Below are 15,091 nucleotides of genomic sequence, written 5' to 3' on the forward strand. Positions count from 1 at the left end.
TATGTTCACATTCAATTTATCGCTCCCTGTCCACTCGGCCCTGCTGGCAGCCGGCCTGTTCATGGGATCGGGCGCTCAGGCCGCTGACGCGCCGGTTACCCGACCGCGCGCGGACATCACCCTGGCGGGTGCGGAAAGGGTGCTGGATGCTGCGTTCAGCGAAGCCGAGCGCAACCAGTGGGTGATCAGTGCTGCGGTGGTTGACTCGTCTGGCGAGCTGGTAGCCTTCCGCAAGGCGGACGGTGCCATCGGCATCAGCCCGAGCGTAGCAATTGGCAAGGCACGCACCGCCGCCCTGCTGCGCCAACCATCGAAAAGCTTTGAGGATTTCATCAACGGCGGCCGCCCCAGCTTCCTGTCTACGCCAGAGATACTGCCACTGGAAGGCGGTGTTCCGATCGCGGTTGACGGCTTGGTGGTAGGCGCCGTGGGCGTCAGCGGCGCCCATGGGCCAAATGACTCGCAGGTCGCCAGCAAAGCGTCCGAGGCCGTTGCCCCGTAACGGCACCTGCTAGCCTCAACCCTGCTGAACATGGCACAGCCCGCCCACGCTGCGCCATGTTCCCACACAAGCCTGGACATCGCCCTCGCCGCTTAAGCGTTGCCTCCATGATGCGAGTAACGCGCGCCCCCTCTCCTTTCACCCCGCAGCGAGGGCCAGATGATCCGCTTGATCGTTGAAATCTATACCTCAGAGGCATTCCGGGCACCCGGTAGAAAGCCGCAATAAAAAAAAGCGATACCCGCTTAAGGATTTCCCAGCGGCATATCAGTACCTGTGGCGGTAGAGTCAATGCCCACCACCGCAGCAGACGGTGATAGCGCTGCCGACCACGCATCGGCAGCGCTTTATTCCAACAAGAATAATCAAGGTGCCGTAATGTCCACTTCGCCTGTCGATATCAAAGCCTGGATCGATAACCGTCCGGTCGGTCGTTATCAGTGGCTGATTCTTTTTCTGTGCTTTCTGATCGTTCTTTTCGATGGTTTCGACGTAGCAGTCATGGGCTTTGTCGCCCCGGCAGTGCTACAGGACTGGGGACTGTCGCGCGCGGCTTTCGGACCGGTTATGAGTGCTGGCATGGTCGGCCTGGCCATCGGCGCACTGGCCGCCGGGCCTTATTCGGATCGGCTTGGGCGGCGCAAGGTGCTGATCCTGGCGGTCGCGGGCTTTGGTTTATTCAGCCTGCTGTGCGCCTTTGCCAGTAACCCTTACGAGCTCGCGGGGCTACGTCTGCTCGGCGGAATAGCACTTGGCGCTGCGCTGCCCAATGCCACCACCCTCCTCTCCGAATACCTGCCAGAGGGCAAGCGCGCGCTACTGATCACCATCATGTTCACCGGTTTTAACCTGGGCTCAGGCTGTGGTGGCTTCCTCGCAGCATGGCTGATCCCCCACCATGGCTGGCACTCTGTGCTGCTGGTCGGCGGTCTCCTGCCGCTGTTGTTGCTACCCGTGTTGTTCTGGCTACTGCCGGAATCGCCGCGATTCCTCGCTACCCGCCAGGCTCCGACGGTAGAAATCGCCAAATTGCTGAACAAGCTCGGTGGTCAGTTCGATGCCGCCAGCCGCTTCCTGGTCGAGGCACGTCCGGATCAGAGCAAAGCGCCTGTGCGCGCCCTATTCAGCGAGCGCTTTCGCTTGGGCACCCTGTCGCTATGGCTGACCTACTTTATGGGCCTGCTGGTGATTTATCTGACTATGGGTTGGCTGCCAACACTGTTACGTGACGGCGGTTTGTCCATCGAACGGGCTGCTGGTATCACAGGACTGTTCCAGATCGGCGGTACGGTTGGCGCCATCGTCGTCGGTTGGATCATGGATCGTCGCTCGCCTGACCGGGTCATTGCCACCAGCTATGCATTGGGCGGCGCATTCCTCCTGCTGCTGGGCGCGTTCAGTCTCGAATCCAGTCTGCTTGCTCTCGGCGTGATCGCAGCAGGCTTCTGCATGAGCGGCGCGCAGACGGGCCTCAACGCCTTTGCTCCCGGTTACTACCCAACCGAAATGCGTGCCACCGGCGTCAGTTGGATGCTCGGTATCGGTCGCTTCGGCGCCATTCTGGGCTCACTGATCGGCGGCGCGGTGCTCAGTCTCGGATTTGGCCTGCCCACGCTGTTCGTATTACTTGGCTTGCCGGCCTTCGTAGCTGCGCTGGCCATACTGGGCAACGGCCTGGTATCGCGCCGACATGCTACCCCTGCTCTGAACACTCCTTAATCCTTCGCATACAGGTAACGTTGCATGGCACGTATCATCGGCGGCCTCGCCGTCTCCCACACGCCGACCATTGGTTTCGCCGTCGACCACGACAAACAGGACGAAGCGGCTTGGGCGCCGATTTTCCAAAGTTTCGAGCCGGTGCGCATCTGGCTGCAGGAAAACCGACCGGACGTGTTGTTCTACATCTTCAACGACCACATAACCTCGTTCTTCTTCGACCACTACAGCGCGTTCTGCCTCGGTGTCGATGACCGCTACGAGGTGGCGGATGAAGGTGGCAACCCACGCGACTTGCCAGCAATTGGCGGACATGCCGGTCTTTCCAGGCACATCGGCGCCAGCTTGATGGCGGACGAATTCGATATGAGTTTCTTTCGCGAAAAGCCGCTGGATCACGGTTTTTTCTCGCCCATGTCGGCGTTGCTGCCACATGACGACAACTGGCCGGTGGAGATTGTGCCTCTGCAAGTAGGCGTGCTGCAGTTCCCCATCCCGACCGCCAAGCGTTGCTACAAGCTGGGCCAAGCGCTGCGCCGTGCCATCGAAAGCTATCCCGAAGACCTCAAGGTAGCTATCGTCGCCACGGGCGGGCAGTCGCACCAGGTTCACGGCGAACGTTGCGGATTCAACAACCCGGAATGGGACGCACAGTTCATTGATCTGCTGATCAACGATCCGCAACGTCTGACCGATGTAACCCTAGCCGAGTACGCCACCCTTGGCGGTATGGAAGGCGCAGAGGTGATCACCTGGCTGATCATGCGCGGTGCGTTGTCGGCCAACGTGGACAAGCTGCATCACGCCTACTACCTGCCGTCGATGACCGGTATTTGCACGCTACTACTGGGCAACCGTGATCGTGACGTGCCGGTGGATGCCCTGGCTGAACATCGCCAGCACATGCAGCATCAACTGGCTGGCGTCGAGAAGCTCGAAGGTACCTATCCCTTCACCCTGGAACGCAGCGCCAAGGGCTATCGCCTCAACAAATTCCTGCGCGACATGATCAACCCGCAGTGGCGCGCGCGGTTTCTCAGTGAGCCGGAAGTGCTGTTCGAAGAAGCCGAACTCACCGAGCAGGAACGCGATCTGCTGCGCCGCCGCGACTGGCGCGGAATGATGCAGTACGGCGCTATTTTCTTTGGTCTGGAAAAACTGGGTGCCGTTCTGGGTATTTCCAACCTGGATATCTACGCTGCGATGCGCGGCCAGAGCGTAGAAGACTTCATGAAGACGCGAAATCAGCAGGTACGTTACTCGGTAGCCGCAAAAAACTGATGCTGTCTGCCCGGCCCGCCTTGTCGGCGGGCTTCGCCTAAAACAACAATAAAGAGACACCTTTAATGCCAACTCCACTCGATTCCGGCTGATACCGCGGGCTCTACTCGCGCTCATTCGTGCGCCAGCCAGCCACCATGGAAAGACTTTCGCTCTTGCCTAAGCAGGCAAGGGGCGGTTCGCTTCACCCACAAAAAGGCACACAACAATGAAAAAAATCGCATTGACGCCCCTGACCTGCGCAATCGCCATGGCGGCGGCAGTACCAGCAGCTAGCCAAGCTGACGGCTTCGTCGACGACGCCAAGGTCTCGCTGAACCTGCGCAATTACTACTTCAACCGCAACTACCTCAACGGCACTGACCCGAAAATCCAAGGCGAGGCTCAGGGGCAGGCCGAAGCCTGGACCCAGAACTTCATCCTTGATGCCCGCTCCGGCTTCACCGAGGGCACCGTCGGCTTTGGTCTTGACGTGCTCGGTCTCTACAGCATCAAGCTGGACGGTAACCGCGGCGCCGACAACACACAGCTGATGCCGATTCACGATGACGGCGAGGCCGCCGACCAGTTCGGTCGAACCGCTGTCGCCGCGAAGGCGAAGATTTCCAAGACCGAACTGAAGGTCGGCGAATGGTTCGCCGTGCTGCCGATCCTGCGCGCCGACGATGGCCGCTCGCTGCCGCAAACCTTCAAGGGTGGGCAGATCACCTCCAGCGAGATCGACGGCCTGACCCTCTACGGCGGCCGCTTCAACGGCAACAGCCAGCGCAACGACGCCAGCATGGAGCGCATGTCGTTCAGCCTCAGTCCCAAGGCGGTGTTCAAATCCAGCGCCTTCGATTTCGCTGGCGGCGAATACCGCTTCAACGATAACCGCACCATGCTCGGCGCCTGGCATGCCGAGCTGCAGGACGTGTACAAGCAGAATTTCCTGCAGTTGACCCACAGCCAGCCGGTGGGCGACTGGGTTCTGAGCGCCAACCTCGGCTACTTCAACGGCAAGGAAGATGGAGCAGCCAAGGCTGGTGAGCTTGACAACAAGGTCTACCAGGGCAGCTTCGCGGCCAAGACCGGCAACAACACCTTCACCGTGGCCTACCAGAAGCTCAGTGGCGACACCAAGTTCCTGCGCATCGACGGCGCCAGCGGCGGCACACTGGTCAATGACGCATTCACCACCAGCTTCGACAACCCAGAGGAGCGCTCCTGGCAGCTGCGCCACGACTATAACTTCGCCGGCGTCGGCATCCCCGGCCTGACCCTGATGAACCGCTACATCAGCGGCTCCAACGCCACCATAAGCGGCTTCGAAGATTCCGAAGAATGGGCTCGTGAATCCGAACTGGCCTATACCTTTCAGGAAGGCAACCTGAAGAACCTCAGCGTACGCTGGCGCAACTCGGATATCCGTCGCGATGGCACCGCGCAGGACTTCCACGAGAACCGCCTGATCATCAACTACCCGCTTTCGCTGCTGTAAAGGCTGTACCGCTTCACGATCGACTCCAATGTGTTACGGCACTTTCAGCCCGTCCTCGCGACGGGCTTTTTTTCATCACCGCCAGATACCGCTCGCTAGCCTGCAAGAACACTTTTCCTAAACGAGCATAAGTAAAACGCATGGGTAGCCAAGCTTTACGCATTGTCGGTAAAGCGCCACGCCGTGCCAGCATCTGGCCCACTCAAAACAACAAGCAGGATCTGTGCGAATTGCCTATCGCCAGACACCGAAGAGGAACACCGCATGCCCTGCCCCGTCCTGATCACCGCAAGTTGTCAGCTTCAGACTGACCATCGCCAATCCCGCATTTGCCCCCAATAACCAACAACAACAGGTAATTCGCATGTCCAGACTGACCCATGCCCTAGTGGCAGCCCTCGGGCTAACCCTATTCGGCCTCAACGCATCAGCGGCCGAGCCGGAGGTGGTTCTCAAGGTTCACCACCACATGCCGCTGCAGTCGATCACACAGAAGGACTTCCTCGAGCCTTGGGCGAAAAAGATCACCGAAGCTTCCGACGGCCGCATCCAGTTCCAGTTCTATCCATCGATGCAGCTAGGCGGCACCCCGCCGCAACTGATCGACCAGGTGCGTGACGGTGTTGCGGATATCGTCTGGACCCTGCCGGGTTATAGCACTGGTCGCTTCCCGCTGATCTCGGTATTCGAGCAGCCCTTCATGAGTAGCTCTGCCGAAGCTACCAGCCAGGCCATGTGGGTGTTCATGCAGCGCCACGGCGAGAAAGAGCTGGCTGGCCTGCACCTGCTGGCCACCCAGGTCACTGACGGCGCACAGATTCATACCAACAAGCGCCAGATCAAGACCATGGCCGACTTCCGCGGCCTGAAGATTCGCGCCTCCAACCGCACCGCCACCAAGCTGATCAGCCTGCTGGGCGCTACGCCGGTGGCCATGCCGGTACCGCAGATTCCTGAAGCCCTGTCCAAGGGTGTGGTCGACGGAGCTATCGTGCCATGGGACGTAGTGCCGCCGCTGAAGTTGCAGGAGCTGGTCAAGTACCACACCGAAACCGCGCCGGGCGAGCCGACGCTGATGTACACCACCATGATCCTGGCGATGAACCCGGACAGCTACGCCAAGCTGCCTGATGACCTGAAGAAGGTCATCGACGAGAACAGCGGTCTGGAGTTGTCGCGTACCGCTGGCCGTCTGTATGACACCAAGGTGGTGGAAATCGGGCACCAGGTTGCACAGGCGCAGGGCAATCAGTTCTACGTCCTGCCGAAAGAAGAAACCGCCAAGTGGGAAAAAGTCGGTCAGCGCCTGTACAAGGACTGGATCGAAGAAGTCGAGAGCAAGGGTTATACCGATGGCGCCGGTCTGCTTGAAGAGGCCCGCGCGCTGATTAATCAGTACAGCACCCAGCCAGCCCAGTGATTGTTCCGGGCGCGCCTTGACCGGCGCGCCCGGCTCGGAGCCTCCCATGAGTGAACCCCTGATCGAAGACGGCGCGTTGCCCGACGCGCCTGTCGCACGCGCCCTGACGCACCTGGCGAGAGTGCTCGCCTACGTTGGCGGTGTGGTGCTGATCGCCCTGACCCTGCTGTCGAGCTACAGCATCCTGATGCGCACCCTATTCGATGAGCCGCTACTCGGTGACGTGGAGCTGGTGCAGATGGGCTGTGGCATCGCCATTGTCCTATTTCTTCCGCTGTGCCAACTCAACCGCGGCAACGTCATCGTTGACGTCTTCACCCTCAACGCCCCCGCCGCCGTGCGCGCCTGGCTCGATGCCATCGGCGGCATGCTGGTTGCCCTATCGGCCGCGCTGCTGGCCTGGCGTTCCGGCATTGGGGTGATGGATGCCATCGCCACGGGCGAGGAATCCACCATCATGGGCCTGCCGCTGTGGTGGTCGATGAGCGCCTTCCCGGTCGGCTTCGCCTGCCTGACCCTGACTGCCCTGTATACCGCCTGGCAAGATTTGAACAAGGAGCGCGGCTGATGAGCAGCGTTGAAATCGGCGGCCTGTTTCTGGCTGCATTGCTGGTATTGCTGGTGATCCGCATCCCGATCGCCATCGCCATGCTGCTAACCGGAATCGCCGGCTACGTCACCATCAGTGGCTGGTCGCCCCTGTTGAGCTACCTGAAAAACGTCGCCTACGCCCGTTACACCGTGTACGACTTATCAGTCATCCCGCTGTTCCTGCTCATGGGACAATTCGCCTCCCGTGGCGGCTTGGCCAGCGGCCTATTCCGTGCGGCGGCAGCCATGATCGGGCATTGGCGTGGCGGCCTGGCCATGTCGGCCATCGGCTCCTGCGCCGCCTTCGGCGCGGTGTGCGGCTCGTCGATTGCCACTGCCGCCACCATGGGCCAGGTCGCCCTGCCCGAACTCAAACGCTACAACTACTCCGGGTCGCTGTCGGTGGGTTGCCTGGCCGCCGGCGGCACGCTGGGCATTCTGATTCCGCCCTCGGTTGTACTGGTGCTCTACGCCATCCTGGCCCAACAGAACATCTCAGCTCTGTTCATGGCTGCGTTCATCCCCGGCGTGCTGGCTGCACTCGGTTACATGGTGGCAATTGCCGTTTATGTGCGCCTCAATCCGGAAGCCGGCCCCGCCATGGAGCGCCTGAGCTGGCGCCAGCGTTTGCAGGCGCAGAAAGGCGTCTGGCCGGTGATGCTGATTTTCCTGCTGGTCCTGGGCGGCATCTATGGTGGCTGGTTCACCCCGACCGAAGCAGCGGCTGTCGGCACGGTCGGCACCGGCATCTTTGCGGTCACACTGGGCGGTATGCGTCTGCCGGAGTTCAAGAAAGTTTTGCTCGGCACCGCCGCCAGCAGCGCCATGATCTTCATGATTCTGCTCGGCGCCGATGTGATGAACGCCTTCCTGGCCCTGTCGCAATTGCCCGTATGGCTGGCCGAAACCATCGGTAACAGCGGCATGGCACCCTTCGTGGTACTGACTGGGATTCTGGTGCTGTACCTGTTCCTCGGCTGTGTCATGGACACCATGTCGATGATCCTGCTGACCATCCCGATTTTCTTCCCAATGATCATGGGGCTGGACTTCTACGGCCTGGGTGAAACCGAGAAGGCCATCTGGTTCGGCATTCTCGCTCTGATGGTCGTGGAGATCGGCATGATCACCCCGCCGGTGGGCATGAACGTCTACGTGATCAGCGGTATGAGTAAGGATGTCACGCTGCGTGACGCCTTCCGCGGGATAGTACCGTTCCTGGTCTCCGACATACTGCGCGTGGTGATCCTGGTGCTGTTCCCGTCCATCACTCTGTGCCTGATTCGTTGGTTGGGCTGATCAGCCCGCGCCTTCAACCACTACCTCGCGAATAGCCGCCATTAACGCCTGAGCCGCAGCGGTATGCAGACAACCGCTGCGGTAGGTCAAACCGATGGCGCGCTCGGTATGCCGCAACGGCTGGCCGAGGATGCATAACTCGCCCGCAACAATCTCCCTTTCCAGCTGATGCGCAGACACCACCGCCAGCATATCGGAACGCATCAACAGCCCCCGGATCACCGCCATGTCACCGCTTTCCACTTGCAGGGTGGGTGCGGCCATGCCCAACCCGACGAAACAGGTATCAAGCATCTGTCGCGCCGGAGAGCCGGCCCGAGGCAAGATCCATTGTGCATGTTGCAATCTCTGCGGCTCGATGGGAGTCTGCTGTAGCGGGTGCCCGTTACGCGCAACGATGACCATCTCCTCGCGCCAGAGTGCTTCACTGGTCAGGTCACTGGAATACTCTGCCGGCCGCAGCGCACCGAAAATGAAGTCGACATCACCGGCACGCAGATCGGTGGCCAATAGATCGAACGGACTCTCATTGGTGACCACTTGTACTGCAGGATGCTGACAAGTCAGACGAACGATGGCCTCGGGCAGAATGCGTGTACGCCCAAGCGGCAGAGCGCCTACGTGCACCACCCCCTGAAGCTGACCGCGCATGGCAGCAAGATCGGCGGCGAGATGCCCTAGCTCGTTTAGCGCACGACGTACAGGAAACATTATTACCTGACTGCTCCGGGTGGGTTGCAAACCTCGCGGCGTACGTTCGAATAGGCTGCGGCCACAGCCCTCTTCAAGCACCTTGAGTGCAGCACTGACCGCTGGCTGGCTCAGACCAAAGAGGTTGGCGACCGTCTGCATATGGTGTGTTTCATACAATTTGACGAACAACTGCAGACGCCTGGCCTGGTAGAGGTATAACGGCTCAGTGGCATGACCCAACAGCACCGATACACCCTCGAGCTCATCGAGCACACGTCTGGCACGCGGCAAAATGGTGGTGCCGTAATCGGTCAGACGCATACCGTTCGTATGGCGCTCGAACAGCGGCACGCCCAGAAAGGTTTCTAGGTCAGCAATAGCCCGTGTGACCACCGACTGAGCTCGAAACAGCACCTCGGCAGCACGTGAAACAGTCCCCAGGTCGGCTACCCGGACAAAGGCGCGTACCTGCATCAGGTTTGGAAGTTCCAGATTGACCATAAAATCATCCTGACTGCGAAGGCAGTCACTATGACCTGTGGCCGAGAAAGCAGCAATAAACAAAAGGCATACCCTGTGCAACCGAACGCATTAGCCGCACTTGAGCCTGAGTGCGATTCTGCGATGAGATCAAAAGGGAGCCATCGCATGACTCAAGCCAAAAAAAGCGCACTGGTTGTCAGTGCACACTCTGCCGATTTCGTCTGGCGCGCCGGTGGCGCCATTGCCAAGCATGTTGAACAAGGTTACGACATGCACATCGTCTGCCTGTCCTTCGGTGAGCGCGGCGAGTCCGCCAAGCTGTGGCGCAAGGGCGAAATGACCGAAGAGAAGGTCAAAACCGCGCGTCGCCAGGAAGCGCAGGCTGCTGCCGACATCCTCGGTGCCAGCGTCGAGTTCTTCGACATCGGCGACTATCCGATGCGCGCCGACACCGACGTACTTTTTCGCCTGGCTGATGTCTTCCGGCGCGTGCAGCCAGAGTTCGTGCTCAGCCACTCGATGAAGGATCCGTACAACTACGACCACCCGCTGGCCATGAACCTGACCCAGGAAGCGCGCATCATCGCGCAGGCCGAGGGTTACAAGCCGGGCGAGAAGATCGTCGCAGCGCCACCGGTCTACGCCTTCGAACCACACCAGCCTGAGCAGTGCGAGTGGCGCCCCGACACCTTCCTCGACATCACCGAGGTGTGGGACAAGAAGTACGCGGCCATCCAGTGCATGGCTGGCCAGGAACACCTGTGGGAGTACTACACCCGCGTCGCCCTGCAGCGCGGCGTCCAGGCCAAGCGTAACGTCGGCATCACCAGCACGCGCAACATCATCTACGCCGAAGGCTTCCAGAGCGTGTTCCCGCGTGTCACGGAGAACCTGGCATGAGCGAGCTAATCGGCAAGACCGGGATAGTGGTGCGCAATATCCAGCGCGCCTCGAGCGCCAGCATTGATGCATTGGGCGCCCTGGGCGTGGCTACCGTACACGAGGCTCAAGGCCGCAAGGGCCTGCTCGGCCCGCAGATCCGTCCAATTCAGCAAGGCACTGGCCTGTCTGGCTCGGCGGTTACCGTACTGGTGGCGCCCGGCGATAACTGGATGTTTCACGTCGCGGTTGAACAGTGCCAACCCGGCGATATCCTCGTCGTCGCCCCCAGCTCCCCCTGCAGCGACGGTTTCTTCGGCGACCTGCTGGCCACTTCCCTGCAAGCGCGCGGCGTACGAGCCCTGATCATTGATGCAGGCATACGTGACAGCCATACCCTTCGGCAAATGGGCTTCGCGGTCTGGTCCAAGGCGATCTACGCCCAGGGCACAGTCAAGGAAACACTGGGCTCGGTAAACCTGCCGCTGGTCTGCGCCGGCCAACTGGTGAATCCGGGTGATGTGGTGGTAGCCGACGACGACGGCGTTGTCATCGTACGTCGCAACGAGGTGGAATCAGTGCTGGCTGCCGCACGCACACGCGCCGACGCCGAGGAGCAGAAGCGCCTGCGCCTGGCTGCCGGTGAGCTGGGCCTGGATATCTACGGCATGCGCCCGCGCCTGGCCGAAAAAGGCCTGCGTTACGTCGACGACATCAGCGAGCTGGATGCCTGACCATGAGCCAGACCCGCATCCCCTGCCTGCTCATGCGCGGAGGCACCTCCAAGGGGGCCTACTTCCTCGCCGAAGACCTGCCGCCAGCCGGTGAGCAGCGCGACCAGGTTCTGCTGGCCGCCATGGGCTCGCCCGACGCGCGGCAGATCGACGGTATCGGCGGCGCCGATTCGCTGACCAGCAAAGTCGCGATCATCAGCCGCTCCGCGCGTGAGGACGCAGATGTCGATTACCTGTTTGCCCAGGTCGTGGTCAACGAACCGCGTGTCGACTATGGGCAGAACTGCGGGAACATTCTGGCGGGCGTCGGGCCGTTCGCCCTCGAACGCGGGCTGGTAGAGGCAGCCGGTGACGTGACGGCCGTGCGCATCTTCATGGAGAACACCGGTCAGATCGCCATTGCTCACGTTCAAACCACGGCGGGCCAGGTTCAGTATGCCGGCGATATCCGTATCGACGGCGTACCGGGCAGCGCGGCGGGGCTGACCGTCGAATTCGCCGACGTAGCTGGCTCCAGTTGCGGCGCCCTGCTCCCCACCGGCTCGCCCGTTGACCGCTTCGACGATATTGATGTCACCTGCATCGATAACGGCATGCCTGTCGTACTGCTGCGGGCCGCAGACCTGGGCATCAGCGGCTATGAGAGCCGCGAGGAACTCGACGGCAACGCCGAACTCAAGGCGCGCCTCGAGTCGATCCGCCTGCAAGCGGGGTCGCGCATGAATCTTGGCGACGTGAGCCAGCGCAACGTACCCAAAATGACGCTGATTGCCTCGCCTTGCCAGGGTGGCGCAATCCATACCCGCAGTTTCATCCCGCACCGCTGCCACGCATCGATCGGTGTGTTTGGCGCCGTCAGCGTGGCGACCGCCTGCGTTCTTGAAGGAACGGTGGCCAGCACACTGGCGCACATCACAGGTGGTGACAGGCAACGCCTCTCGGTCGAACACCCCAGTGGTGAGTTCAGCGTCGACCTGAGCCTGGAGCAAGGCCAACCTATCGGCTGCGGCCTGGTACGTACCGCGCGCCTGCTGTTCAATGGCATGGTTTGTGTGCCGCGAGCCGTTTGGGACAGGCATGACGCATGAGTATCCAGCGTGTCGGTCTGATCGGTCTTGGCGAAGCCGGTAGCATCATTGCCGCAGATCTTCGCGGGCGCGGTCTTGACGTTCAGGTCTACGACCGCCTGATCGAGACCGCACCTGGCCAGTGCTTGATGCTCCAGCGAGCAGAGCAATGTGACGTGCGCCTGTGCAGCAGTGCTGCGAAGGCCTGCGCCGACACCGACCTGCTGATCAGCGCAGTCACCGCTGGCCAGGCACTGTCGGTTGCCGCTCAACTGGCGCCCGAGATGAGGGCCAGTCAGTTCTACCTGGACATCAACTCCGTGGCGCCTGCAACCAAGCAGGAGGCCGCCAGGCTGATCGAGGCCGGCGGCGCGTCGTATGTGGACGCGGCGGTGATGGCACCGATCCCGCCGAAACGCCTAGCCACGCCCATGCTGCTCGGTGGCGCCCAGGCGGTAGCGCTGTCGGCAGCGCTCAACCATCTTGGCTTCCACACCCGCGCGGTGGCCAGCGCGGTCGGCACTGCCGCGGCAATCAAAATGTGCCGCAGCGTAATGATCAAAGGCCTGGAAGCACTGACCGCGGAGTGCTTGGCCAGCGCACGCCACTATGGTGCCGAAGAGGAAGTGTTGGCCTCGCTGCAGCAGAGCTTTCCATCTATGGGCTGGGACGGCGTACTGCCGGACTACCTGATCAGCCGCATCGCCGAACACGGCCGGCGGCGCGCCGAAGAGATGGAAGAAGCGGCGCAAACCCTCATTGACGCCAACTTGTCAGCCGACCTGAGCCAAGCCATCGCCCGCAGCCAACGTGCTCTCGCTGACACCATGCGCCTGAAGCGGCTGGACTACGCCGAAATGCAGCCGTTCGCCTGGCGAGAGCTGTTCGCCAGGTTGTACGGATAGACCTGCGAATCCAACGGCAGGATGTAAACCCAAGGTAAATGCGATTGATTGACATTAGATATCATATTAAAAGATAGCTTGCTTTCGATCTAATCGCCCTTAAGGGCCAATTCAGGAGTTTCTCATGTACCTGACGTCCCTATTGCGCCAAAGCGCCGCCTTGCTGACCGCTGGCTTGCTCCTAAGCGCGACCGTACAGGCTGCGCCCCGGTCGCTGGAAGGTGCTTACGGCAATGTCGAAGTCAATGGCACCCCTCAACGTATCGTGGCACTCGGTGACAACGCGCTGGACGCCGCCCTGTCGCTGGATGCCAAACCCCTGGCCACGCTGGCCAGCCGCGGTGGCAACGACGTTCCGGAATACCTAAAGGCCAAGGCCGGCAAGATCGCTCTGGTCGGCAGCGTGCGTGAACCCAACCTGGAAGCGATCTTGGCGCTGCAACCCGACCTGATCCTCGCCTCCAGTGAGCTGTCCAGCGATCTATACGCGAAACTCAGCCTGATGGCACCGACCATCGTGCCCAAGGGCGGCACCTTCCAGGACTGGCGGGATACCTACGCCACCTACGCCTTGGCGCTCGACAAGGCCGACCAAGCCAAGCAGCGCATCGCCGAGATCGACCAGCGCGTCGACGCCCTGCGCCAGCGACTGCCGCAGGGGCAGAAAGTCAGCGTCGTTCGCTGGAACCCTCAGGGCCCGTTCATTATGTCCAGCCACCTGTTCGTCGGCCAGTTGCTGCAGTCGCTGGGCCTTGAGGCCAACGAACTGGCCGCAGAGCAGAAGCGCAAACCGCATAGCGACATTCTCAGCCTGGAGAACCTGAGCAAGGTCGATGCCGACTGGATCTTCCTCGCCACGCTCAACCCCGACGGTCGCAAGGCTCTCAACGAGGCGCGCAAGCAGCCGGCCTTCACCCGCTTGAACGCGGTCAAGAACGATCGGGTGATCAGCGTTGACGGTCAAATTTGGAGTAGCAGCTCCGGCTACCTGGCCGCTGAACAGATCCTGGATGACGTGGAGAAGGCGCTGGTTCACTGATGCCTTCACGCGTTCCACTGCTACGAGCCGCCAGTCTGGCGGCTTTATGCTTGCTGCTGTTGACCCTCGCTAGCCTGCTGCTCGGCGCCGGCGATGTCGGCTGGCGTGCCAGCCTGCAGGCTCTAATGGTCGGTGATGACGCGGACGCCCGCTTTGTCGTCCGGCAACTTCGCTGGGCACGCACCGAGCTGGCCATGCTGGTCGGGCTGGCCCTCGGTGCCGCCGGCGTGCTGCTGCAGGCTGTGACGCGCAACCCCCTAGCCGAGCCTGGGCTGCTGGGCGTCAGTGCCGGTGCGTCGTTTGCCGTGGTGCTTGCAATCAACCTCGGTGCCTCGGCGGCAAGCCTGCATCTGGGCGTCGCGGTGGTTGGTGCGTTAGTCGGCTGCGTGCTAGTGATGCTTGTGACCCAACTGCGCGGAGTCGGTGATGATCCCGTGCGCCTGGTACTGGCCGGTGCCGCATTCTCCGGATTGCTGGGGGCCCTGAGCAGCCTGATGCTGCTGTCCGATCAGCGCACCGCCGATGAGATGCGTTTCTGGATCATCGGGGCTCTGGCTGGACGGCCGTTGGAAACCATGAGCTGGAGCCTACCAGGCCTGCTTGCAGGGTTGAGCGCCGCCCTGCTGCTGGTGCGGCCACTCGCCGCGCTTGCGCTGGGCGAACGTGTCGCCAGCGGCCTTGGGCACAACCCGCGCCTGACTCGCGCCGGCACGCTAATCGCGGTGGCCTTGCTGGTCGGTACAGCAACCGCAGCGGCAGGCCCGATTGGCTTTATTGGCCTTATCGTGCCCTATATCGCCCGCCGCCTGGTGGGCTCGGATGTGCGCCGCACCCTCGGCCTGAGCCTGCTGCTGGGGCCTTGCGTGCTGTTGTTTGCCGACACCCTCTCGCGCCTGATGGTGCGCCCCTATGAACTGCCGGTCGGGGTGATCACCGCCCTGGTCGGCGCGCCGATCCTGATCGCCGTGGTCCGCGGTCGTCGCTTGCCGATGCTCTGAG

Annotated in this window: 14 protein-coding genes; 13 read left to right on the plus strand and 1 reads right to left on the minus strand. The window is 61.6% G+C overall.

Annotation, left to right across the window (positions count from 1 at the left end):
• Position 1 precedes the first annotated feature (1 nt).
• From ACNFCJ_RS15125 to ACNFCJ_RS15155, 7 genes are all read left to right on the plus strand, one after another.
• Positions 2 to 502, plus strand: coding sequence for a GlcG/HbpS family heme-binding protein (locus ACNFCJ_RS15125; protein WP_416772184.1), 501 nt, complete (start codon positions 2 to 4; stop codon positions 500 to 502).
• A 378-nt stretch (positions 503 to 880) separates the two neighbouring features.
• Positions 881 to 2,221, plus strand: a complete 1,341-nt coding sequence (locus tag ACNFCJ_RS15130; RefSeq protein ID WP_416772186.1) for an MFS transporter — start codon at positions 881 to 883, stop codon at positions 2,219 to 2,221.
• Between the two features lie 24 nt (positions 2,222 to 2,245).
• Entirely contained in the window at positions 2,246 to 3,502 is a 1,257-nt protein-coding gene (locus ACNFCJ_RS15135; protein WP_416772187.1) for a gallate dioxygenase, read from the plus strand.
• Positions 3,503 to 3,710: 208 nt separating this feature from the next.
• The gene (locus ACNFCJ_RS15140; RefSeq protein WP_416772189.1) at positions 3,711 to 4,982 is read left to right on the plus strand and encodes an OprD family porin; all 1,272 of its coding nucleotides are present in this window, start codon (positions 3,711 to 3,713) and stop codon (positions 4,980 to 4,982) included.
• A gap of 364 nt (positions 4,983 to 5,346) precedes the next feature.
• Complete coding sequence (locus ACNFCJ_RS15145; RefSeq protein ID WP_416772190.1) at positions 5,347 to 6,402, plus strand: TRAP transporter substrate-binding protein; 1,056 nt, start codon at positions 5,347 to 5,349, stop codon at positions 6,400 to 6,402.
• Between the two features lie 46 nt (positions 6,403 to 6,448).
• Positions 6,449 to 6,970 carry a TRAP transporter small permease gene (locus ACNFCJ_RS15150; protein ID WP_416772191.1) on the plus strand — a complete coding sequence of 174 codons (522 nt, stop codon included), beginning with the start codon at positions 6,449 to 6,451 and terminating at the stop codon, positions 6,968 to 6,970.
• Positions 6,970 to 8,292, plus strand: a complete 1,323-nt coding sequence (locus ACNFCJ_RS15155) for a TRAP transporter large permease (protein WP_416772193.1) — start codon at positions 6,970 to 6,972, stop codon at positions 8,290 to 8,292. The genes ACNFCJ_RS15150 and ACNFCJ_RS15155 overlap by 1 nt, the downstream gene beginning before the upstream one ends.
• Here ACNFCJ_RS15155 and ACNFCJ_RS15160 read toward each other — a convergent pair whose 3' ends face one another.
• Positions 8,293 to 9,486: a LysR family transcriptional regulator gene (locus tag ACNFCJ_RS15160; protein ID WP_416772195.1), complete on the minus strand. Its 1,194-nt coding sequence runs from the start codon at positions 9,484 to 9,486 to the stop codon at positions 8,293 to 8,295. It abuts the gene before it with no gap.
• 147 nt (positions 9,487 to 9,633) lie between these two features.
• Here ACNFCJ_RS15160 and galB point away from each other — a divergent pair, with 147 nt between their 5' ends.
• The 6 genes from galB to ACNFCJ_RS15190 all read left to right on the plus strand — a co-directional run bounded on the left by galB (position 9,634) and on the right by ACNFCJ_RS15190 (position 15,090).
• On the plus strand, positions 9,634 to 10,368 hold the full coding sequence (gene galB, locus ACNFCJ_RS15165; protein WP_416772197.1) for a 4-oxalmesaconate hydratase: 735 nt from the start codon (positions 9,634 to 9,636) through the stop codon (positions 10,366 to 10,368).
• Complete coding sequence (locus ACNFCJ_RS15170; protein WP_416772199.1) at positions 10,365 to 11,081, plus strand: 4-carboxy-4-hydroxy-2-oxoadipate aldolase/oxaloacetate decarboxylase; 717 nt, start codon at positions 10,365 to 10,367, stop codon at positions 11,079 to 11,081. Before galB ends, ACNFCJ_RS15170 begins: the two co-directional genes overlap by 4 nt.
• A gap of 2 nt (positions 11,082 to 11,083) precedes the next feature.
• Positions 11,084 to 12,169, plus strand: coding sequence for a 4-oxalomesaconate tautomerase (locus tag ACNFCJ_RS15175; RefSeq protein ID WP_416772201.1), 1,086 nt, complete (start codon positions 11,084 to 11,086; stop codon positions 12,167 to 12,169).
• A complete protein-coding gene (locus ACNFCJ_RS15180) occupies positions 12,166 to 13,053 on the plus strand; it encodes a DUF1932 domain-containing protein (RefSeq protein WP_416772203.1) in 888 nt (295 codons plus the stop codon). Before ACNFCJ_RS15175 ends, ACNFCJ_RS15180 begins: the two co-directional genes overlap by 4 nt.
• Positions 13,054 to 13,177: 124 nt before the next feature.
• On the plus strand, positions 13,178 to 14,092 hold the full coding sequence (locus tag ACNFCJ_RS15185) for an ABC transporter substrate-binding protein (RefSeq protein ID WP_416772204.1): 915 nt from the start codon (positions 13,178 to 13,180) through the stop codon (positions 14,090 to 14,092).
• Positions 14,092 to 15,090, plus strand: a complete 999-nt coding sequence (locus ACNFCJ_RS15190; RefSeq protein ID WP_416772206.1) for a FecCD family ABC transporter permease — start codon at positions 14,092 to 14,094, stop codon at positions 15,088 to 15,090. The genes ACNFCJ_RS15185 and ACNFCJ_RS15190 overlap by 1 nt, the downstream gene beginning before the upstream one ends.
• The last annotated feature ends 1 nt before the right edge of the window (position 15,091 follow it).

Source organism: Pseudomonas sp. NY15364, assembly GCF_048068235.1.
In the GTDB taxonomy this organism is placed as follows: Bacteria; Pseudomonadota; Gammaproteobacteria; order Pseudomonadales; family Pseudomonadaceae; genus Aquipseudomonas; species Aquipseudomonas mendocina_D.